Source organism: Paenisporosarcina sp. P4_D4, assembly GCF_056401835.1.
In genome coordinates, this window is the sequence record NZ_JBFUIO010000002.1 from 1 (window position 1) to 18,908 (window position 18,908).

21 protein-coding genes and 1 riboswitch are annotated in these 18,908 nt (G+C 39.8%); of the genes, 14 read left to right on the forward strand and 7 right to left on the reverse strand.

Annotated features, from left to right (window positions below):
• Both AC1DSL_RS01100 and AC1DSL_RS01105 read left to right on the forward strand, forming a co-directional pair.
• Positions 1-811, forward strand: an 811-nt coding sequence (locus tag AC1DSL_RS01100) for an HD-GYP domain-containing protein (protein ID WP_477530895.1), incomplete at its 5' end; no start/stop codon positions are given.
• 66 nt (positions 812-877) lie between these two features.
• A complete protein-coding gene (locus AC1DSL_RS01105) occupies positions 878-1,342 on the forward strand; it encodes an NUDIX domain-containing protein (RefSeq protein WP_477530896.1) in 465 nt (154 codons plus the stop codon).
• Between the two features lie 188 nt (positions 1,343-1,530).
• Here the strand turns inward: AC1DSL_RS01105 and AC1DSL_RS01110 are convergent, their stop codons facing one another.
• The gene (locus tag AC1DSL_RS01110) at positions 1,531-1,854 is read right to left on the reverse strand and encodes a GtrA domain-containing protein (protein ID WP_477530897.1); all 324 of its coding nucleotides are present in this window, start codon (positions 1,852-1,854) and stop codon (positions 1,531-1,533) included.
• Between the two features lie 108 nt (positions 1,855-1,962).
• Positions 1,963-2,217: a hypothetical protein gene (locus AC1DSL_RS01115; RefSeq protein WP_016429639.1), complete on the reverse strand. Its 255-nt coding sequence runs from the start codon at positions 2,215-2,217 to the stop codon at positions 1,963-1,965.
• Positions 2,218-2,325: 108 nt separating this feature from the next.
• Between AC1DSL_RS01115 and AC1DSL_RS01120 the strand changes: the two genes are divergently transcribed.
• The 4 genes from AC1DSL_RS01120 to AC1DSL_RS01135 all read left to right on the forward strand — a co-directional run bounded on the left by AC1DSL_RS01120 (position 2,326) and on the right by AC1DSL_RS01135 (position 5,006).
• The gene (locus AC1DSL_RS01120; protein ID WP_477530898.1) at positions 2,326-3,324 is read left to right on the forward strand and encodes a GNAT family N-acetyltransferase; all 999 of its coding nucleotides are present in this window, start codon (positions 2,326-2,328) and stop codon (positions 3,322-3,324) included.
• On the forward strand, positions 3,314-3,805 hold the full coding sequence (locus AC1DSL_RS01125; RefSeq protein WP_477530899.1) for a P-loop NTPase family protein: 492 nt from the start codon (positions 3,314-3,316) through the stop codon (positions 3,803-3,805). The genes AC1DSL_RS01120 and AC1DSL_RS01125 overlap by 11 nt, the downstream gene beginning before the upstream one ends.
• 3 nt (positions 3,806-3,808) lie before the next feature.
• Positions 3,809-4,462, forward strand: a complete 654-nt coding sequence (locus AC1DSL_RS01130; RefSeq protein ID WP_477530900.1) for a Dph6-related ATP pyrophosphatase — start codon at positions 3,809-3,811, stop codon at positions 4,460-4,462.
• A 91-nt stretch (positions 4,463-4,553) separates the two neighbouring features.
• The gene (locus tag AC1DSL_RS01135; protein ID WP_477530901.1) at positions 4,554-5,006 is read left to right on the forward strand and encodes a DUF4362 domain-containing protein; all 453 of its coding nucleotides are present in this window, start codon (positions 4,554-4,556) and stop codon (positions 5,004-5,006) included.
• A 46-nt stretch (positions 5,007-5,052) separates the two neighbouring features.
• On the opposite strand, the gene AC1DSL_RS01140 is transcribed toward AC1DSL_RS01135, so the two are convergent.
• From AC1DSL_RS01140 to ribE, 5 genes are all read right to left on the reverse strand, one after another.
• Entirely contained in the window at positions 5,053-6,213 is a 1,161-nt protein-coding gene (locus AC1DSL_RS01140; RefSeq protein ID WP_477530902.1) for a class I SAM-dependent methyltransferase, read from the reverse strand.
• Between the two features lie 209 nt (positions 6,214-6,422).
• Positions 6,423-6,953 carry a histidine phosphatase family protein gene (locus AC1DSL_RS01145; protein ID WP_477530903.1) on the reverse strand — a complete coding sequence of 177 codons (531 nt, stop codon included), beginning with the start codon at positions 6,951-6,953 and terminating at the stop codon, positions 6,423-6,425.
• Between the two features lie 75 nt (positions 6,954-7,028).
• Entirely contained in the window at positions 7,029-7,496 is a 468-nt protein-coding gene (ribH, locus tag AC1DSL_RS01150) for a 6,7-dimethyl-8-ribityllumazine synthase (RefSeq protein ID WP_016429646.1), read from the reverse strand.
• 12 nt (positions 7,497-7,508) lie between these two features.
• Positions 7,509-8,702 carry a bifunctional 3,4-dihydroxy-2-butanone-4-phosphate synthase/GTP cyclohydrolase II gene (locus tag AC1DSL_RS01155; protein WP_342542829.1) on the reverse strand — a complete coding sequence of 398 codons (1,194 nt, stop codon included), beginning with the start codon at positions 8,700-8,702 and terminating at the stop codon, positions 7,509-7,511.
• Between the two features lie 12 nt (positions 8,703-8,714).
• Positions 8,715-9,344: a riboflavin synthase gene (gene ribE / locus AC1DSL_RS01160; protein ID WP_477530904.1), complete on the reverse strand. Its 630-nt coding sequence runs from the start codon at positions 9,342-9,344 to the stop codon at positions 8,715-8,717.
• Between the two features lie 615 nt (positions 9,345-9,959).
• A riboswitch (FMN riboswitch) is annotated at positions 9,960-10,104 on the reverse strand.
• A 160-nt stretch (positions 10,105-10,264) separates the two neighbouring features.
• Here ribE and AC1DSL_RS01165 point away from each other — a divergent pair.
• From AC1DSL_RS01165 to AC1DSL_RS01200, 8 genes are all read left to right on the forward strand, one after another.
• Positions 10,265-11,899: an AMP-binding protein gene (locus tag AC1DSL_RS01165; RefSeq protein ID WP_477530905.1), complete on the forward strand. Its 1,635-nt coding sequence runs from the start codon at positions 10,265-10,267 to the stop codon at positions 11,897-11,899.
• A gap of 158 nt (positions 11,900-12,057) precedes the next feature.
• Complete coding sequence (gene putP / locus AC1DSL_RS01170) at positions 12,058-13,542, forward strand: sodium/proline symporter PutP (RefSeq protein WP_477530906.1); 1,485 nt, start codon at positions 12,058-12,060, stop codon at positions 13,540-13,542.
• A gap of 109 nt (positions 13,543-13,651) precedes the next feature.
• On the forward strand, positions 13,652-14,551 hold the full coding sequence (locus AC1DSL_RS01175) for an ABC transporter ATP-binding protein (RefSeq protein WP_477530907.1): 900 nt from the start codon (positions 13,652-13,654) through the stop codon (positions 14,549-14,551).
• Positions 14,541-15,338, forward strand: a complete 798-nt coding sequence (locus tag AC1DSL_RS01180; protein ID WP_477530908.1) for an ABC transporter permease subunit — start codon at positions 14,541-14,543, stop codon at positions 15,336-15,338. Before AC1DSL_RS01175 ends, AC1DSL_RS01180 begins: the two co-directional genes overlap by 11 nt.
• Complete coding sequence (locus tag AC1DSL_RS01185; RefSeq protein WP_477530909.1) at positions 15,338-16,018, forward strand: TetR/AcrR family transcriptional regulator; 681 nt, start codon at positions 15,338-15,340, stop codon at positions 16,016-16,018. The genes AC1DSL_RS01180 and AC1DSL_RS01185 overlap by 1 nt, the downstream gene beginning before the upstream one ends.
• Complete coding sequence (locus tag AC1DSL_RS01190) at positions 16,011-16,685, forward strand: VOC family protein (RefSeq protein WP_477530910.1); 675 nt, start codon at positions 16,011-16,013, stop codon at positions 16,683-16,685. Before AC1DSL_RS01185 ends, AC1DSL_RS01190 begins: the two co-directional genes overlap by 8 nt.
• A 158-nt stretch (positions 16,686-16,843) precedes the next feature.
• Positions 16,844-17,212 (forward strand): DUF485 domain-containing protein, encoded by a 369-nt coding sequence (locus AC1DSL_RS01195; protein ID WP_477530911.1) that lies wholly within the window; start codon positions 16,844-16,846, stop codon positions 17,210-17,212.
• A complete protein-coding gene (locus AC1DSL_RS01200; RefSeq protein WP_477530912.1) occupies positions 17,209-18,744 on the forward strand; it encodes a solute symporter family protein in 1,536 nt (511 codons plus the stop codon). Before AC1DSL_RS01195 ends, AC1DSL_RS01200 begins: the two co-directional genes overlap by 4 nt.
• Positions 18,745-18,908: the final 164 nt, after the last annotated feature.

The window sequence follows — 18,908 nt, forward strand, 5'->3', positions numbered from 1 at the left end:
CGTTCGTTCTCGTTCGTTCTGGGTGCGCTATACCACTGAAGACGTTCATTCAGCGATTGAAAAATATACAGTTGTTCAAGGAGTGCTTGAAGTCCAATATGAAGGAGACACCTTCTTTTTGCATGCAGGTGAGACCTTGGATGCATCCGAATATCCAGAGCTATTATCTTTTTATGGGGAAGAAGCTGTAGAAATCCTCGTCGAAATGACAGCGAGCATATTTGAAAGGAATTTTAGTAACACCGAAATCGTGCAACGTGACGCTGCTGCAATAGAGCATGTGGATGGTTACACTTTTCATCATTGCTCGCGAATCAAAGATTATTCCATTGAATTATGGAAGAAACTGGGTCAACCCGTTGAGCGCGTGAGATTGCTCAGATGGGGTGCTTATTTTCATGACATAGGAAAGCTGGCGATTCCCCTTGAAATTTTAAATAAAAAAGGGAAATTCACCCCTGAAGAGTGGGTAATTATGAAATCTCACACAACATTAGGTGCTAAGATGATGCGTGAACATGAAATTGAATGGTTGAGAGATTCAGCATTTATTGTTGAAGAACATCACGAACGTTACGATGGAAAAGGATATCCTTTCGGTTTAAAAGGAGATGAGATTTCATTGGAAGCGGCGATTGTTTCCGTTGTTGATTCATTCGATGCGATGACCACTGATCGTGTTTATCGTGATTCATTGACAATTGAAGAAGCAATACAGGAGATTATTCGTGGTAGGGGAACTCAGTTCCATCCAGTCGTGGTTGATGCTTTTTTAAAACTGTTGCATGAGCAGCAATTTAAATGGAGATAGAAGGTCTGGTATGACTTTCCAAGCCTTTTGCATTTGCACAACGCCTAATTGAAAGGAAGTAATTTGGTGAATTACATACAGACAATGAGAAAGATGATTGGACATGAACCACTCCTGACTGTTGGATGTGGTGTCATCATTGAAAGAGGGAATCAAATTCTACTACAACATCGAACAGATGCGGATGTGTGGTGTATTCCTGGAGGAGTAATGGAATTAGGCGAGAAAGTTGAAGAAGCAGCTCGAAGAGAGACGGAAGAAGAAACAGGCTTGAAAATTGGTGACCTGGAATTTTTCGGCATCTATTCAGGACAGGAAGGTTTTACTAGATATGCTAGCGGGGATCAGGTGTATAGCATTCAAATTATTTTTAAAGCATCCTGTTTTTCAGGAAATCTAATTCAAAAAAGCGATGAAACACGTGCCCATGCCTTTTTTGATAAACAAAATTTGCCTGCCAATTTAAATTCTCACCAATCCCGATTCATTATGGATTGGGTTCAACAAATGCCTTTACCTATCATTAAATAAGCCAAAACACATTAAACGTGTTTTGGCTTTTCTTTTTGAATACCCATTCCCGTTGAATAACAAAAACCGACCAATAACAACACGCTATCCACAATGACCTTGATGATCATTTCACCTCTTCATGTTAAGAAAAAGAGACCGTGAACCATACCGGCAAATAGTGCCATGATGAGTCCGGCAAGAATCATCTACTTTAGAAACGACTTTTCGTCGCCTTCTTCAAACACTTTCTTTCGGTTGATTGAGTAGTTGAAACTAGCTGAAATGACCCTTGCTATAATGGTGGCCAGAAAAATATACATTTGGGGTACATCATCTCTCCATGTCCAGATAAATAAAGCAAATAACCCCATATCTAAGCCAAAGGAAGCGGTAAATTTCAGAAACACTTTATAAATCTGCAGGGAGGATCGAATAGGTTGAAAATGCGAAGATTTATTGCCGTTTAAATATACAGTATCAATTTCCACTTCATGAATCGTCAAGCCTGCCTTTTTTGATTCAGCTAGCATATCCCGAATTTTTTCTCATTCATGCAAAATGGAAGGAAACTAGATGACTTTGTCGAATTTAAACAGTAAGTCTATTCAGTAGTAGGGAGAAGTATTTCTTATGTCATTTCAGGATTCGATGATGTACAAAGTGAGAATCAATAATGAAATGATGAGTGTATTCATCAAATAGTATGTATTTCGGGAAATTTGTCTGTCGAAAAATGTAGAGCGGTCGACAAGTTTATAACTTAAAACCATGATACCGATCAGAATGATCACTGACACAAAAATAGGCATATCGTAAATTTTGTAATCGATAAATCGCACAAAAATAAGTGAAGCAGCCATAATTACTCCATAAGCAACGCGTTTTAATTCCATGGATTAACTCCTTTACTTTTTTATCAAGTATAGCAAATAGCTAAAAAGATAGATAAGAACTGCAGAGTAGGGAGTTGCATGAAAAATAACCAGTAAGGGGGAGTTAACATGATTCAATTTGTAGGACTAGACGAACAGTATTACCCGGCAATGGCTTCGCTATTGTCAATACGACACCAAGTAGAACGAATTCGATATTCATTCCTCCCAAAACGTTTTGAGGAGGCAGCGGAAACTGAGAACCTGCTTCGTGAAATTGCCAAAAACCCTTTCGTTAATGGTATTGTGGCTCTCCGTGATCAGCAAGTAATTGGGTATATGCTGTATGAATTCAAGGAAGATGCAAAAAAGGGCCGCCACATTATTATTGATTATCCATGCTTGGCCATTTCAGAAGATGCACATCCACGTTTGGTACGTCTATTGTATGCAGAGGCAGGTGCGGAATGGATTGCCGGGGGATATTTCCAACATATCATATACGTTCCGATTGGCTACGATCGCTTAGTTTATGAATGGCTTGAACAAGGTTTCCGTTTTGAACAAAAATATGCAATGCTCGACATAAAAAACTATGAACCGAAAGCAAAATATACAGATACTAGCGCAATTAACATACGCCGATTGGCAGAAAACGACACGGAAATTCTAAAAAGTATGTCGCGTTGGAACAGCATTCATCAAGCTTCCGCGCCATCATGGAATCCGATTACAAAAGAATCACTCCAGGATGTGAAAAGTGGCTATGCAGCTCTCGCAAAAGATGCAGAGGCAATTGTCATGATTGGTGAACAGGAAGGAATTCCAGTTGGTTTCCATGTTTACTACGAAGCGGATACTTCATCCAATATGTATACACCTAATCAAACAGTGGATCTTCCGGCGGCTTCTACCAACCCGCAGTACCGGGGACGCGGAGTAGGGAAAGCCCTTGCAGATGCGAGTCATGCTCAGTTAAAGGAAATGGGTTATGATTATGCATTGGCAGACTGGCATACGCCCAATCACTTGGCATCCTATTTCTGGCCGAAACTCGGGTACCAGCCGTTTATGATTCGCATGGTTCGAACAGTCGATAACCGGATTGCCTGGGCGCATGGCAAATAAAATACGTATTGTTGGATCAGTTGGCAGCGGAAAAACGACACTTGCAAGGAAGCTGGCTGTGCAAATAGGAATTGAGATGCATTCATTGGATGATGTGGTATGGTCGAGATGTGCTGGAGGAGATATTCGCAATTCTGAGGAAAAACGGGATTCCCAATTAGCTGATATCATTAGCCAGCCAACCTGGATTATCGAAGGTACACACCTTGGTTGGTCAATGAAGACATTCGAGGAAGCGGACCAAATTATTTTCCTGCATCCTCGTCTTTCGGTTCGTCTGTATCGGATTTCACGGAGGTTCTACAGACAAAAAAGAGGCACTGAAAATGCTAGTTATAAACCTACTTGGAGAATGTATGGTCGTATGTTCAAGTGGACGTATCACTATGAAACCATCTTTAAAAAACAAGTTCGAGGAATCATAAACAACGCCCCTGAAAAGGCAGTGGAGATTCGCGATGGAAGAGAGTTAGGAGTTTAAACAATGGAAAACAAACCGTTTGTTGCATCATGGAGTGGCGGCAAGGATTCAGCTATGGCCTATTACCGCGCAATCCAATCAGGGATGATCCCCAAGAGATTACTGACCATGTTTCAGGAAGATGAAGAAATCTCGAAGTCACATGCTCTGCCATTAAAGGTAATAAAGGCTCAGGCAGATCGCCTGAACGTGCCATTAATGATTCGTGGCGCAGGATGGGAAGACTATGAAATGAAGTTTATCGATGCCATGGACGAGTGTCGCTCAGTGGGCATTACTCACGGCGTCTTTGGTGATATCGATCTTGAAGGACATTTGGAATGGGTACAAAAAACATGTGCAAAATCAGATATCATTCCTATTCATCCATTATGGCAAGAACAGAGACGTTCGATACTGGAGGAACTTTTGGAGGTTGGATTTGAAGCGGTTATTGTCGTAATAAACACAAAGATGATGCCAAGGGACTACATTGGCCGCACATTCACGAGAGAGCTGATGGATGAATTAGAAGCACTGGGAATCGATTCGTGTGGAGAAAACGGGGAGTTCCATACGGTCGTCATTGATGGTCCGATTTTTTCATCACGTGTACCAGTTAAGTTTGGCGAAGTAAGAGAAAACGAAGGATATGTTTTCTTGAGTGTTGAATTGTAGTATTGTGCAAAGGTTAATTTATTGGTAATTTTATACATAATCTGATTTCCTTGTTATAATGTAAAGTACTAACATTCAATGGGGGATGACCATGAAAAAATACTATGTAGCCATATTAATTTGTATATTTTTCATTTCAGGTTGTCAGCAAAATCAGGTGACTCCCAAAATCACTTATGTAAGTGGTTCTGTTCAGGAAGATTATCAACCTTCACCAGAGGATATTGTCAATAAACATGGAGACATTACAAATCTAGAGACGTTCCAAACCTTTAAGGACAATATCGATCATGGGGAAAGTGACGAAATTCGAATTGTCACTTATACCGAAGAAGGTGACCCAATGATTCATGAACTACTTTACGACGGAAAGGTAATCCATTCAACAGAAGATACGACAAGGGATCATTTCGGATCGGGGAGTATTAACAGCATTAGTTGCGAATCATTAGAAGCGGAAGATAAAGCAGAAAGAACAGATTATTATTTAAGTGGCTGTACAAATCAATCTAACGGACCATTAGTTCTGGTTATTTGGAAATAAAGAAAAAGGCATTGTTTTTTAAAACAATGCCTTTTTGTAAGTCGATTTATAGATAATCTTTCAGTTCATTCTCAAGAAATGGTTTTGCTTGCAGAAAATCTACAAATGCACGGTATTTTTTCTGTTCCTCTGATGTCGATTTATTTCCATTGAAATAAGCGCGAATCAGAATGTTTTTAGGTGTATTTTCCATATCGATAAATTCGAGTAATTGCGCATCGTAGCCGACAAGTTTCAGCAACTCCGCCCGAATCGAATCTGTAGCTAGAGCGGCAAACCGTTCTTTCACAAGTCCATGCTGAAGCATAACTTCTAGAGCGGTGCTGTTCAGTTGAGTGTTCAGCTCATGCTGACAACATGGCACACTCAGAATCACTTTTGCACCCCATTTTACAGCACGGGCAAGCGCCATATCCGTTGCCACATCACAAGCATGAAGTGTTACTACCATATCCACCGATGTTTCCTCATTATAGTCATTGATATCCCCAACAAGGAATTCAAGGTGATCATAGTTCAAATCATCCGCGATTTGCTGACAATCTTCAATTACTTCCTTTTTCAAATCCAGACCGGTAACACGAATGTCGAGACCTTTTTCAATTCTTAAATAGTGATACAGAGCAAAAGTTAAATAGGATTTCCCAGAACCAAAATCTAAAATCCGTACCGGTCGATCTTTCGGAAGGTAGTCCAGTGCATCGTCGATAAATTCGACAAAACGATTGATTTGTCGGAACTTATCATGCTTTTGCTTTTTGACTTTGCCATCAGGCGTCTGAACACCTAGACGTACCAAAAACGGGTAGGATGTATCTTCGTCCAGTAAATAATTTTTCTTTCGGTTATGAGAAAGGTTGACCACTTTTTTCGAAGCAATCCGTTCCGACTTCCACAATACTTTAAACTTTTTGGAAAGCTGAATATGCACTTTTTCTTCCTGAAAATCAGCTTGCACTTGTCTGTATTGCTGGAGTAAGGCATGCAACTTTTCATTTGCTGCATCAAGTTCTAGGTTTTCATGCTTTAATACACGTTCATACTGGTATTCAAACTGAATATGATAAATGCCCTTTAATTCAAGTGGCTTGAGCTTCACTCGTTTTACTTCTTCGGATTTGGCACGGGGTTGGCTGATCGTCGCAGCAATCAGCTGTTTTTGATGAATCAAATCACTTAATTGATCGAGCATTTGTTGATATTCCATACAGACCGCCTTCTCTTCATGTTTATTAACGATAGTTTATCACATTCGTCAGGATTACTTTTCTTCCATTCGGGAAAAGGGGAGATAATTGAGTGAACTCTTCATTGTGATGATGAATGGCCGGAATTACAAATCGAATGGACAAAAACCAAAAATCCGCAAAAAGGAAAGCCTCTCCCATCCACTTGAAGTGAACAGGAGGGGCTTCATCAATCTTTCCATAATTGCTTAATGCTACTCTTATTATTATCAATGATAAGAGTATATACATCTGGATTACGAAGTGATTTCCACTCCTCAAAACCAATGGAATCATCAAAGTGTTTCAAAATGAGACTCATTAAATTACCATGTGTAACGAGTACGGTATTGTTTTGCGCCTCTTCAATGACTTCAATAGCACGAGTGGTAGCCTCTCGACTGGATTCGCCACCCACCAGCTTCAAATCGAGGTCAAGAAATGTCTTCTCTAAAAGCTCGAGCCAATTAGGTAAATCAGACGTGCTTAACGTACGTTCTGCCAAGCGAGCATCAATTGTAAGCGGTAGATCTTTTGCTTTGGCTGTCGGTTCAATTGAATGTTGAGCCCTTATAAATGGACTTGAAATGATATTATCAATCGAAATTCCACTAAAAAATGCAGCCAACTTTTGAGCTTGTTCAAATCCAGTATGGGATAATTCGGCTTCAGCAGCTTGTCCGGTTGCAGAACAATGTCGAACGAGGTATAGCGTCTTCATTTCGTGAGCACCCCTTTTAATCATTTGTAAAATTATACAATAAAACCCCGAAGCAAAGAGCTTCGAGGTCATTGATTAACTTAATTTTTTCATCAAATTTGCCATTTCGATAGCGGCTGTTGCAGATTCCCAACCTTTATTTCCGGCTTTCGTTCCAGCGCGTTCAATTGCCTGTTCGATTGTATCTGTCGTTAGAACACCGAAGATGACAGGAATATTGTGTTGATATCCAGCGTTGGCAACTCCTTTAGCTGCTTCGTTGCAAACAAAATCGAAGTGTGGGGTAGAGCCACGTATCACAGTACCAAGCGTGATGACGGCATCGTATTTTTTAGAAGCCGCCATTTGTTTTGCGATCAGTGGAATTTCAAAAGCACCGGGAACCCAGGCAATCGTCACATTTGCTTCATCCACACCATGACGCTTCAGTGCGTCTTCAGCGCCCCCCAATAGTTTACTCGTAATAAATTCATTGAAACGTCCAACGACGATGCCAATTTTTAAATCGGACCCAACTAAATATCCTTCTAAATGTGTTGTCATATATAAGCTCCTCTATAAACTCAGAAAATGCCCGAGTTTTGATTTTTTGGTTTTCATATAGCCTTCATTGTCTGTATGAGATGGGATCTCGATTGCCACACGCTCGGTTACTTCCAAGCCGTATCCATCTATTCCCGAAATTTTTCTAGGATTGTTTGTCATGAGCTTCATTTTACGAACGCCAAGGTCACGTAAAATTTGTGCGCCAATTCCGTACTCCCTTAAATCATCTGCAAAACCAAGTTTTTGATTGGCTTCGACAGTATCCAATCCTTCGTCCTGCAGTGCATATGCTTTTAATTTGTTGATTAATCCGATGCCACGGCCTTCTTGTCTCATATATAACAATATGCCGGAGCCTGCTGCTTCAATTTGTTTGAGTGAGGCATGGAGTTGTGATCCGCAATCACATTTGCGAGAAGCGAAGACATCCCCCGTCAAACATTCAGAGTGTACACGGGTCAAAATGGGTGTATCTTCAGAGACCGGGCCTTTTACAAGGGCAATATGCTCTTTACCTGTCAATGTTTCGGTATACCCAAACACCTGGAAATCACCGTACTCAGTTGGCAAAATAGTTTCAACTTCGCGGGTAATCAGCTTTTCATGCTTTTGTTTGTAAGCAATCAACTCAGCGATCGTTAAAATGCCGATATTTAATCGTTTTCCTATGATAACTAAGTCATCGAGTCTGGCCATTGTGCCATCTTCATTCATAATTTCACAAATCACACCCGCAGGCGCTGACCCTGCAAGCAAGGCTAAATCAACTGCTGCTTCTGTATGTCCGGCACGCTTAAGGACGCCACCTTTTTTCGCAATCAAGGGAAAGACGTGACCTGGTCGTTTAAAATCGGTTGCAGTCGATTGATTGTTTATCATTTGCAGAATAGTGTGAGAGCGTTCGAATGCGCTGATACCTGTCGTCGTGTCGATATGATCGACACTGATTGTAAAAGCCGTACTATAAGGGTCTGTATTATGATCCGTCATTAACCCGATATCCAGTTGACGTGCAATTTCTTCCGCCACTGGTACGCAAATAAGACCTTTGCCTTCAGAAGCCATTAAATTTATGATTTGAGGGGTTGCAAATTCCGCAAGCGCAACAAAGTCTCCTTCATTTTCACGATCTTCGTCATCAACGACAATGATGGCTTGTCCTTTGGATAATGCTTCAACTGCTTCTTCTACTGTATAAAACATAAGAAACCTCCTTTAAAATCCTTTATCCTGTAGCCATTCTTTTGATATGCCAGTTTTAGATGTAAGTATACGTTCGGTATATTTTGCGAGCATGTCACATTCAATATTCACTTTTTCACCAATGCCTTTTTCACCAATCAATGAATCATATTGCGTTGTTGGAATTAAGGAAATGGTGATTGAAGTTCGTTCTACATCAAAAATAGTAAGTGAAGTGCCGTCTATTGCTACAGAGCCTTTTCGCATCATGTATTTCATGAGGCTGGAATCCAATTCAATCTTCTTTGTAATGGCATTGGATTCTTTTTTTATCGAGCGAATGACACCGATGCCATCCACGTGCCCACTGACAAAATGACCACCAAACCGTCCAACTGCTGACATGGCACGTTCCAAATTGACGCGAACGTTTGACGATAAGTTAGCTAAAGTGGTCGAGTTAAAGGTTTCTGGAATAACATCCACAACAAACGTATCATGTGTAAAAGATGAAACCGTCAAACAAACACCATTTACGGCGATACTATCTCCTCTTTTCACATCTTCTAGTACCACTTTTGCACGAATGGACAATTCGAGCGCATGTGATTTACGTTTGATGGAAGTGACAGTGCCAATTTCTTCAATGATTCCTGTGAACAAGTAATCAACCTCCTACTGAAAAGAGAATTGATGCGAACATCAAAGCCTTATTTGTTATCCATTATTCAATTAGTGGTACCAATTATATACGCCTGTAGAGACATATTTTGTATAGCTTTTAGTAATAAGGATTAGAATTTTTTCCACCAAGGGGCAGGTAGGTGGTGGGGAAAGGGATATGATGATGAATCCAATTGACGAAATTCAAAAACGCTTTTAAACGATCACGCGTCAAAAGAAAGTTCTCGCGTAATTTCGGGGATCGAAGCTCGTTTTTAGCATCAGTTGACTTGAATGTGTCAGATGGATAATTTGTATAGGAATGAAAATATACTCGTGTATGTTGCTTCGCTTCTAGTGTGAATTTTTCTGCACATACTTCAAATTGGGTAGCTTTAAGAAGCTTATCCATATTGACAAGTGCTTTTGGAGTTCTAGCCGCATGGAAGTTGGAATCAGTACCTTCTGATCGAGTGCTCTTCAAGCACGGAATTGATAGGCTGGACTGCATGCGAAGTTTAAACGAATTCAAATGTTGTTGAATGATACAAGCTCCTCCTTTCGAATTTCAAAATCGAAAAGAAGCGACGCGCGAGCATGACAAATAAACCTCTCTATACTCTTCTCCCATCCAGACTATACTGTCGGTGTTGGATTCGCACCAACTCCACCGCTACTTTTTCAAGCACCGGGTCACGGACTTACAAATCTACATTTGTTCACCGCCGGTAAGGAATTTCACCTTGCMCCGAAGAATATAAAGCGACTACTTATCTTTTTTATAGTAGCACAATATACTGGTTTTGATAAAATCATCAAGCACTTTACGCAGGTGGATAAAGATGGATTTTGCATTTACAATTCGTCTGAATTTTGTGATAACATAATAACCAAGACATCACAAAGGGGGAAGCAACAACATGTTGAAACATCAAACGGTGGGGGAAGTAGTTCGGGAAATGGCGAAACGATATCCCGCTACAGAAGCGTACGTATATCCAGAAAAGCAATTACGCAAAACATATAAAGAATTTGATGAAGAGACGGACCGCTTGGCAAAGGCTTTCATGGGGATGGGCATTGCTAAAGGTGAACATGTCGCCATTTGGTCAGATAACAAGAGAGAGTGGTTATTGAGCCAATACGCTACTGGCAAAATGGGAGCCGTTCTTGTGACAGTCAACACCAATTATCAGGAAAAGGAACTCGAATATTTATTGAATCAATCCGATTCCACCACACTTATTTTAGGTGAAGAATTTAAAGGAACTTCTTATATAGAGATTATCAATGCAGTTTGTCCAGAATTAAAGTCATCCATTAATGGGGATATTAAGTGTGCGAAGCTGCCTCATTTCAAACGAGTCATCGTCATGAGTGAAAATGAATATCCCGGAATTTATTCTTGGAGTGAGTTCGAAGCGCATGCAGCAAACATCACCGATATGGAACTGGAAGAACGACTGACTTCATTGGACTCGGAAGATGTTATCAATATTCAATATACTTCAGGCACTACCGGGTTTCCAAAAGGTGTCATGCTGACACATATGAACATTGTGAATAATGGCCAAATTATTGGGGATTATATGAAGTTAACACCAGAAGACCGCTTATGTATTCCAGTGCCATTTTTTCATTGTTTCGGCTGTGTTTTGGGAACGCTTGCGGCTGTCACACATGGGACTACGATGGTACTGGTAGAGCAATTTGATGCAAAACTTGTACTGCAGGCTGTACAGGATGAAAAGTGTACAGGTCTTCACGGTGTTCCGACGATGTTTATTGCTGAGTTGAATCATCCGGAATATAAACAATTTGATACATCCTCATTGCGAACAGGCATTATGGCGGGTTCACCTTGTCCGATTGAAGTAATGAAAAAAGTAATTGATGATATGGGGGCAAGCGAAATAACCATTTGTTATGGACTTACTGAATGTTCGCCTGTCATTTCACAAACGAAAGCGGATGATGCGATTGAAAAACGTGTAAAAACAGTTGGAAAACCTCATCCTCACGTGGAAGTGAAAATTATAGATCCTGTAACCAATGAAGAATTGCCTGCAGGAGTGCCTGGTGAATTATGTGCTCGGGGATATCTTGTGATGAATGGCTATTACAAAAATGAAGAAGCGACACGTGAAGCAATCGACGAAGAAGGTTGGCTTCACACAGGAGATATTGCCATTTTAGACGATGAAGGCTATCTAGAAATTACAGGTCGGATCAAAGATATGGTGATTCGTGGTGGGGAAAATATTTACCCTCGTGAAATTGAGGAGTTTTTATATCAACATCCAAGTGTTCAGGACGTACAAGTGGTGGGAGTGCCAGATCCGAAATACGGTGAAGAATTAATGGCTTGGGTTATTGCTAAAGATGGGGAAACGATTGATGCCGAAGAAATACGTTCATATTGCAAAGGGAAAATTTCTCATCATAAAATTCCGCGTTATATTGAGTTTACGGAATCGTATCCAATGACCGCTTCTGGCAAAATTCAAAAGTATCTTTTGCGTGAAATGTCGAAAGAGAAAAGTATTAGCGTGTAAGATGACATATTTCCTGGGAAATACAAAAAACGCTGTAAAACGTTGGTAATTCTGTGTTTAGTGACAATTCTTACTAAAAAAATATTCTCGTTCTTCTGCAAGTTGCGTGTTATGATGAGTTTTGAAATACTCATAACGATCTCAAAGGAGGAAAAAGTATGTCTGATTATGTATATCAATTGATTGCTATAATTATCTATATGGCTGTAATGCTTTATATCGGTTATTATTCTTACCGAAAGACAGCTAACTTAACGGATTACATGTTAGGTGGACGTTCTTTAGGTCCTGCGGTTACAGCGTTAAGTGCTGGAGCAGCAGACATGTCAGGTTGGTTATTGATGGGTTTACCTGGAGCAATCTATGCAACAGGTTTAGTAGAAGCTTGGATAGCTGTTGGTTTAACAGTAGGAGCTTATTTAAACTGGTTGCTAGTTGCACCACGTTTACGTGTGTATTCACAAGTATCGAATGATTCCATTACAATTCCAAGTTTCTTGGAAAACCGCTTGAAGGATACTTCACGTTTATTGCGTGTCGTTTCTGGTATCATCATTTTGATATTCTTTACGTTCTATGTATCATCAGGAATGGTAGCGGGTGGCGTCTTCTTTGACGAGTCATTCGGTTTAGACTATCATACAGGTCTTTTGATTGTATCGGCAGTAGTTATAGCCTATACACTGTTTGGTGGATTCCTTGCAGTAAGTTACACAGACGTTGTACAGGGACTAATTATGTTCTTGGCGTTGATTTTGGTACCTACTATCGGATTATTTATGGTGGGCGGCTTCGACGGCGCAGCAGAAAGCATTCGTTCTGTTGATCCATCACGTTTGAGCTTGCTTGAAGGAGCAACAGGATTAGGTGTAATTTCTGCTATTGCTTGGGGTCTTGGCTACTTTGGCCAGCCACATATCATTGTTCGCTTTATGGCAATCAGTTCTGTAAAAGAAACAAAACAAGCACGTCGTATCGGGATTGGTTGGATGGCATTAAGTTTGGCTGGAGCCATTGCGACAGGTTTAATTGGAATCGCTTACTATCAGCAAAATGCTGGTGAAACATTGGGTGACCCTGAGGCAGTCTTTATTGCATTAGGACAAGTTATTTTCCATCCATTTATCGCAGGTATTATGCTGGCAGCTGTACTTGCTGCAGTTATGAGCACGATTTCTTCTCAATTAATCGTTACTTCTTCAGCCTTGATTGAAGATTTGTACAAAGCTGTTATTAACAAAGATGGTTCAGATAAGCATTTTGTGATGCTGGGACGTCTTGCAGTACTATTTGTATCAGTGGTTGCTATGTTTATTGCATGGGAACAAAACACGACTATCCTAGATTTAGTTGCATATGCTTGGGCTGGTTTTGGTGCTGCTTTCGGGCCTGTTATTTTGCTATCACTATTCTGGAGAAAGCTTACTACTTGGGGCGCTTTAGCAGGTATGGTCGTTGGAGCAACTACAGTGGTTATTTGGGGGAATAATGAAACCCTTAAAGGCTTAATTTATGAAATTGTTCCAGGATTTATCCTATGTTTAATCGTAGCTGTTATTGTAAGTTTGATCACGTACCGTAAGAATGAAGAAATTGAACGTGAGTTTGATGAAACACTTGTACTATTGAAACAAGATAAATAAATCACAATCCCACAACATATGTTGTGGGATTTTTTTACGCCCTATTGACCGGTTGGTCAGTGGAGGGTATATTTGTAGTAATATTCTGATTACAAGGGAGGTTTCATTCATGAATGCAATTGAATTGAATCAATTAACAAAACGTTATGGAAAATCACGAGGGATAGACGATGTTACATTTCAAGTTGCCCAAGGAGAAATTTTTGGATTCATTGGACCCAATGGAGCAGGAAAGAGTACAACGATTCGTACGTTACTTAACTTTTTATATCCAACGAATGGTACTGCAAAAATCTTGGGAAAAGATGTTGTGAAAGAAGCGAAGGATATTCGCCAACATATTGGCTATTTGCCTTCGGAAGTCCATTATTATGATGATATGAAAGTAAGTGAATTGTTTCGTTTTTCTGCAGGCTTCTACCCAGGTAATTCAACAAAACATGCACAGGAATTGGCTCAGCGTCTTCAACTAGATACGACCAGGAAAATCGAGGATTTGTCATTTGGTAACAAGAAAAAAGTGGGTATTATTCAAGCGCTGATGCATGAACCCCAAGTGTTGATTTTAGATGAACCGACTGCAGGTTTGGATCCACTTATGCAATCGATATTCTTTGATTTATTAAAAGAGCTTCAACAAAAAGGAACGACTATTTTCTTTTCATCCCATTATTTAAGTGAAGTCCAGAAACTATGCAACCGTGTGGCCATCATTAAAGAGGGACGACTGATTAAAATTGAAAGTATGGAAGACTTGCATGCGAAGCAATTCAAAAAAGTACACCTCCATTCTCAAAATAAATGGGAGCAAAAGGTACATTTGGAGGGTGTCCTGCAGGAACATCTGACAGATAATAGCTACGATTTTATCTATAATGGCCACACTCGAGATTTATTGCAACAGTTGGTTCAGATTCCTTTTGATGATGTAACGATCGAAGAACCTTCACTAGAAGAGATTTTCATGCATTATTACGAAAAAGAAACGGGTGAGAATAATGGTCTTTAAAAGAGAATGGAAACGGGCACAAAAAGCGTTATGGATTTGGATATTGGCGCTTGGAGGCATGACTTTTTTAATCATGAGCATTTACCCTCAATTTGCAGAAAATAAAGATCAACTCCAGGAATTGATGAAACTATATCCTGAGGCAATGCTTAAAGCATTTAATATTGAGCAACTAGGCTTCGATAGTGCACTCGGTTTCTACGCCATTGAAGGGTATTTATTCGTTACACTTTTTGGCAGTATCTATGCAGCAATGTTAGCTGGGGGTATGTTAGTAAAAGAAGAAAGTGACCGTACGATTGAATTTTTATTATCAAAGCCGATTTCAAGAGTCCAAGTGGTCGTTCAAAAAGCAGTGGCGGTGGCATTGGTTCTTGTGGTCTTTAACGTTGTACTTTCTGTAATCAACTATATGGGATTCCGGGTTGCCGGTGACGACCAGATTGATATGGTGACATTTTCGCTGATTTCATTGGCACCATTATTATTGCATTTGACATTTGCCGCGCTTGCTTTTGGAATATCCGTATTTTTCCGTAAGCAGCGACTTGTGACGTCCATTTCTCTGGCCCTCGTTTTATTCAGCTACTTTGTTAGTATTGTCGCTAATATTTCCGATAAACTTTCCAAGCTGAAATGGATAACCCCGTTTGAATATGTGAATTCAGGCTACATTATTCAACAGGCGTCCATTAAGCCCGTCTATATAATTGTAATGGTTCTGATAATGGTTTTATCTGTAACGGCAGCTATTATGAAGTATTTGAAAAAGGACTTGGTTATTTAATGGATAATGATAAAAATGAACGAATATTCCAGGTTTCTAAAGAGTTGTTTGCCACACTTGGATATTACCAGACCTCTGCGAATTTAATTGCAGAAACTGCCGATGTATCGAAAGCACTTATCTTCCATCATTTCAATTCCAAGAAGAACTTGTATTTCACCATTATCAATGATTCCATTGATGTTTTGATGAAGGCTTTTGAGAAAGAATGGCAACCTCAAGACTCTGATGATTTCTTTGAACAATTGAAGTACTTTGTAAAAATGAAGATGAACGTAGAGGTATTATACCCAATTGAAAACAAATTGTTGATGCAGGCATTTATTACTCCCCCAAAAGAACTCATTAATGAATTGGAACAACTATTTAAAGAAAAGTCGAAACCAATGCTCGCTTTAAATGACGACTATATTTATCAACTGTTAACCCCACATACCATTCGTGAGGGTGTCGAATTGAGTCAGGCGAAACTTTTGATCAGAACGGTTTTTGAAGGATATTCCCAGCGCATTATAAATGAATATGCCGGAAAGATTGATAATCTAATGAATGTAACGGAGAAAATCCTGTCTGAAATGGATGCAATTATCGACATATTGAAATACGGTGTTTACAAGAGTACTTTGGGGAACTTTGATGTAAGAACACATCTAGAAAGGGGTAGTAGAGAAAATGATTGAACTGGACCATGTTGTATTTTTTAGCAAGCAAAGCCCAGAAGAGCATGTTCGAAATAACAAAGGAACTTCTATCGGTGGACGGCACAAAAGTTGGGGAACAGTAAATGCCTTAACCTATACGAAAAATAGTTACATAGAATATTTGTCAGTGGAACAGATGGACATTGCCAAACAGGCGAATCACCCTCTTACAAAACTACTACTGCACGATTTAGAGAATGGCGAAGGATGGGGAACGATTTGTTTCCGTACTGAAAATATAGAAGCACTCAACAGAAGGTTGGAAAATGAAGGATGGACCACATCTGGCGTATTGAATGCTGAACGTGAGACATCTACAGGGTTTATACGGAAATGGAGAATGCTTTTTATTGAACAGACCGTTTCGGATGAATTGCCCCTTCCATTTTTTATCGAATGGAATGAATCTTTTGAAGAGCGTATGCAAAGTTTGAGGGAAGATGGGACATTTAAAGATTACAACGAACAGTTGCAAATTTTACGATGTGAATTCTTGGTAAAACATCCCCAAAACCAAGTGGAAAAGTGGGGAAGACTTCTGGGGATTGAACCGTCAGATGACACAATAATTTTAGTAAACACCGATTTAGTTTTCCTGAAAGGCACTCAAGAGAAGGAGCGTCTCTCGCATGTAGAAATTAATTAATATTTCTTCCTTCCGAAACACATGCTTTCAGTGCATGTGTTTTTTTCTGTAATCTCATTCTCTCGTACTCTTCGAAATCCGAATGAAATAGATTGACATTCTATTCTAATATTGTTTTAATTTTAATTGTATTCTGAAAATTAAAACAAAGAAAAGGGGTGTTTCAATTGGTAGTAGCATCAAAGCGAAATTCAACGAATATTAAGCGCAAATCATTACCCGATTTTGAAAAAATTGAAGAGTCTCCCGGTTTTCGTAATCTCTTAAAAAAGAAAAAAGCATTTCTGATTCCTAGTACACTATTATTTTTAGGCCTTTATATTTTATTTCCTATTATTATTTCGTATTCTGATGTTTTAAATGCCTCATTTATTGGTGATATTTCATGGAGTTGGATATATGCTCTTGGATTATTCATCATGACGTGGACTCTTGTAACCGTTTACATGAAAAAATCGGCTGAATTTGACCGAATGGCTAATGAAACACTAAAAGAATTTAATTACGAGGAGGAGGATAACCAATGAATCCGATCGTAGTTATCTTATTTTTAATAATCGTAGGGATGACATTGGTGGTTACATACTTCGCAGCCAAGAAAACAAATACAACAAGTGAATTTTATACAGCTGGTGGAGGTTTGTCAGGTTGGCAGAACGGTCTTGCAATTGCAGGAGATTACCTATCCGCAGCATCCTTTTTAGGAATAGCCGGGGCAATCGCTTTATACGGTTTTGACGGCTTCCTGTTCTCCATCGGTTATTTGGTGGCTTATTTAGTGGTTCTGTTTATCGTTGCGGAACCGTTGCGCAATCTTGGAAAGTATACGCTTGCCGATATGATAAATTCGAGATTTGACGCGAAGAAAGTTCGTGCTGGTGCGGCAATCAGTTCCATTACCATTGTTATTTTCTATATGATTGCCCAACTGGTGGGTGCAGGGGCACTGATTCAATTGCTTTTTAATATACCGTATTGGATTGCTGTTCTACTAGTAGGAATCATGATGACGGTTTACGTATTATTTGGAGGTATGACTGCGACCAGTTGGGTACAGATTATTAAGGCTGTTCTCCTCATGGCAGGTACTATCATAATTTCGTTCCTTGTATTGAAGGAATTCCATTTCAATATTTTTGAAATGTTTACGTCAATGAAAACCGCAACTCCTCATGGAGCAGATTATTTGAATCCGGGAGTTAAATACAAAATGCCGTTGGATACAATATCCCTGATGATTGCCCTTGTATTTGGAACAGCGGGATTGCCTCATATCCTAATGCGCTTCTTTACAGTGCGTGACGCAAAAACGGCGCGCAGTTCGGTTATGTGGGCAACTTGGATTGTCGGTATTTTCTATGTCATGACCATCTTCTTAGGATTTGGTGCAGCTGCGTTTGTTGGACAAGATCTCATCGTGTCAACCAATCCTGCAGGAAATATGGCCGCTCCTCTTTTAGCTCAAGAATTAGGTGGGGATTTCCTGATGTCCTTTGTCTCGGCAGTTGCATTTGCGACGATTTTAGCAGTGGTTGCAGGGCTTGTATTATCAGGTGCCTCCGCATTTGCACATGATATTTATGGGCAAATCATTAAAAAAGGTAAAGCTACAGACAGACAACAGATGATGGCTGCTCGGTTCGCTTCATTGGGTGTGGCTGTATTCTCCATCATTTTGGCATTGTTCGCTCAAAGTTTGAATGTGGCGTTTCTTGTGTCGCTCGCCTTTTGTATTGCTGCCAGTGCCAACTTACCAGTTATCGTCTATACGATTTTCTGGAAAAAATTCAATACAGCAGGTGCAATTTCCGCCATGGCAACAGGACTAATATCTGCTTTAGTACTTGTTTCCATTAGTCCAAGTGTAATGAACCCGGTTGAAGGTGTAGCCATCATTACAGGAAACCCGATTTTCCCATTGACGAACCCGGCACTTGTATCAGTGCCACTTGGATTTATTGGTGGATGGATTGGAACGCTTCTGACGAAAGAGTCGGACGTGAAGAAATTTGCAGAAGTTACAGTGAAAGCAAACACAGGTGGCTTCCGACAATTGTAAGAAGTTGTATCTACTTAATTGAGTATGATACGATATAAGTACTTTAAGGAACGGAGGTTTTCCAAATGATTGACTACAAATTCCGATGGAACACTTTGCGATGAAACTAAATAATGCAAAGAACTGCTACTGTGCAGGTTAATCGGGATAGGTCTATCCATTTT

Excerpts from the sequence above, each read along its gene's own strand:
- putP (WP_477530906.1), top strand. The coding sequence starts at position 12,058 with ATGTCTGATTATGTATATCAATTGATTGCTATAATTATCTATATGGCT.
- AC1DSL_RS01130 (WP_477530900.1), top strand. The coding sequence starts at position 3,809 with ATGGAAAACAAACCGTTTGTTGCATCATGGAGTGGCGGCAAGGATTCA.
- AC1DSL_RS01125 (WP_477530899.1), top strand. The coding sequence starts at position 3,314 with ATGGCAAATAAAATACGTATTGTTGGATCAGTTGGCAGCGGAAAAACG.
- AC1DSL_RS01190 (WP_477530910.1), top strand. The coding sequence starts at position 16,011 with ATGATTGAACTGGACCATGTTGTATTTTTTAGCAAGCAAAGCCCAGAA.
- AC1DSL_RS01180 (WP_477530908.1), top strand. The coding sequence starts at position 14,541 with ATGGTCTTTAAAAGAGAATGGAAACGGGCACAAAAAGCGTTATGGATT.
- AC1DSL_RS01175 (WP_477530907.1), top strand. The coding sequence starts at position 13,652 with ATGAATGCAATTGAATTGAATCAATTAACAAAACGTTATGGAAAATCA.
- AC1DSL_RS01120 (WP_477530898.1), top strand. The coding sequence starts at position 2,326 with ATGATTCAATTTGTAGGACTAGACGAACAGTATTACCCGGCAATGGCT.
- AC1DSL_RS01115 (WP_016429639.1), bottom strand. The coding sequence starts at position 2,217 with ATGGAATTAAAACGCGTTGCTTATGGAGTAATTATGGCTGCTTCACTT.
- AC1DSL_RS01135 (WP_477530901.1), top strand. The coding sequence starts at position 4,554 with ATGAAAAAATACTATGTAGCCATATTAATTTGTATATTTTTCATTTCA.
- AC1DSL_RS01185 (WP_477530909.1), top strand. The coding sequence starts at position 15,338 with ATGGATAATGATAAAAATGAACGAATATTCCAGGTTTCTAAAGAGTTG.
- AC1DSL_RS01110 (WP_477530897.1), bottom strand. The coding sequence starts at position 1,854 with ATGCTAGCTGAATCAAAAAAGGCAGGCTTGACGATTCATGAAGTGGAA.
- AC1DSL_RS01155 (WP_342542829.1), bottom strand. The coding sequence starts at position 8,702 with ATGTTTTATACAGTAGAAGAAGCAGTTGAAGCATTATCCAAAGGACAA.
- AC1DSL_RS01165 (WP_477530905.1), top strand. The coding sequence starts at position 10,265 with ATGTTGAAACATCAAACGGTGGGGGAAGTAGTTCGGGAAATGGCGAAA.
- AC1DSL_RS01200 (WP_477530912.1), top strand. The coding sequence starts at position 17,209 with ATGAATCCGATCGTAGTTATCTTATTTTTAATAATCGTAGGGATGACA.
- ribH (WP_016429646.1), bottom strand. The coding sequence starts at position 7,496 with ATGACAACACATTTAGAAGGATATTTAGTTGGGTCCGATTTAAAAATT.
- AC1DSL_RS01145 (WP_477530903.1), bottom strand. The coding sequence starts at position 6,953 with ATGAAGACGCTATACCTCGTTCGACATTGTTCTGCAACCGGACAAGCT.
- AC1DSL_RS01140 (WP_477530902.1), bottom strand. The coding sequence starts at position 6,213 with ATGGAATATCAACAAATGCTCGATCAATTAAGTGATTTGATTCATCAA.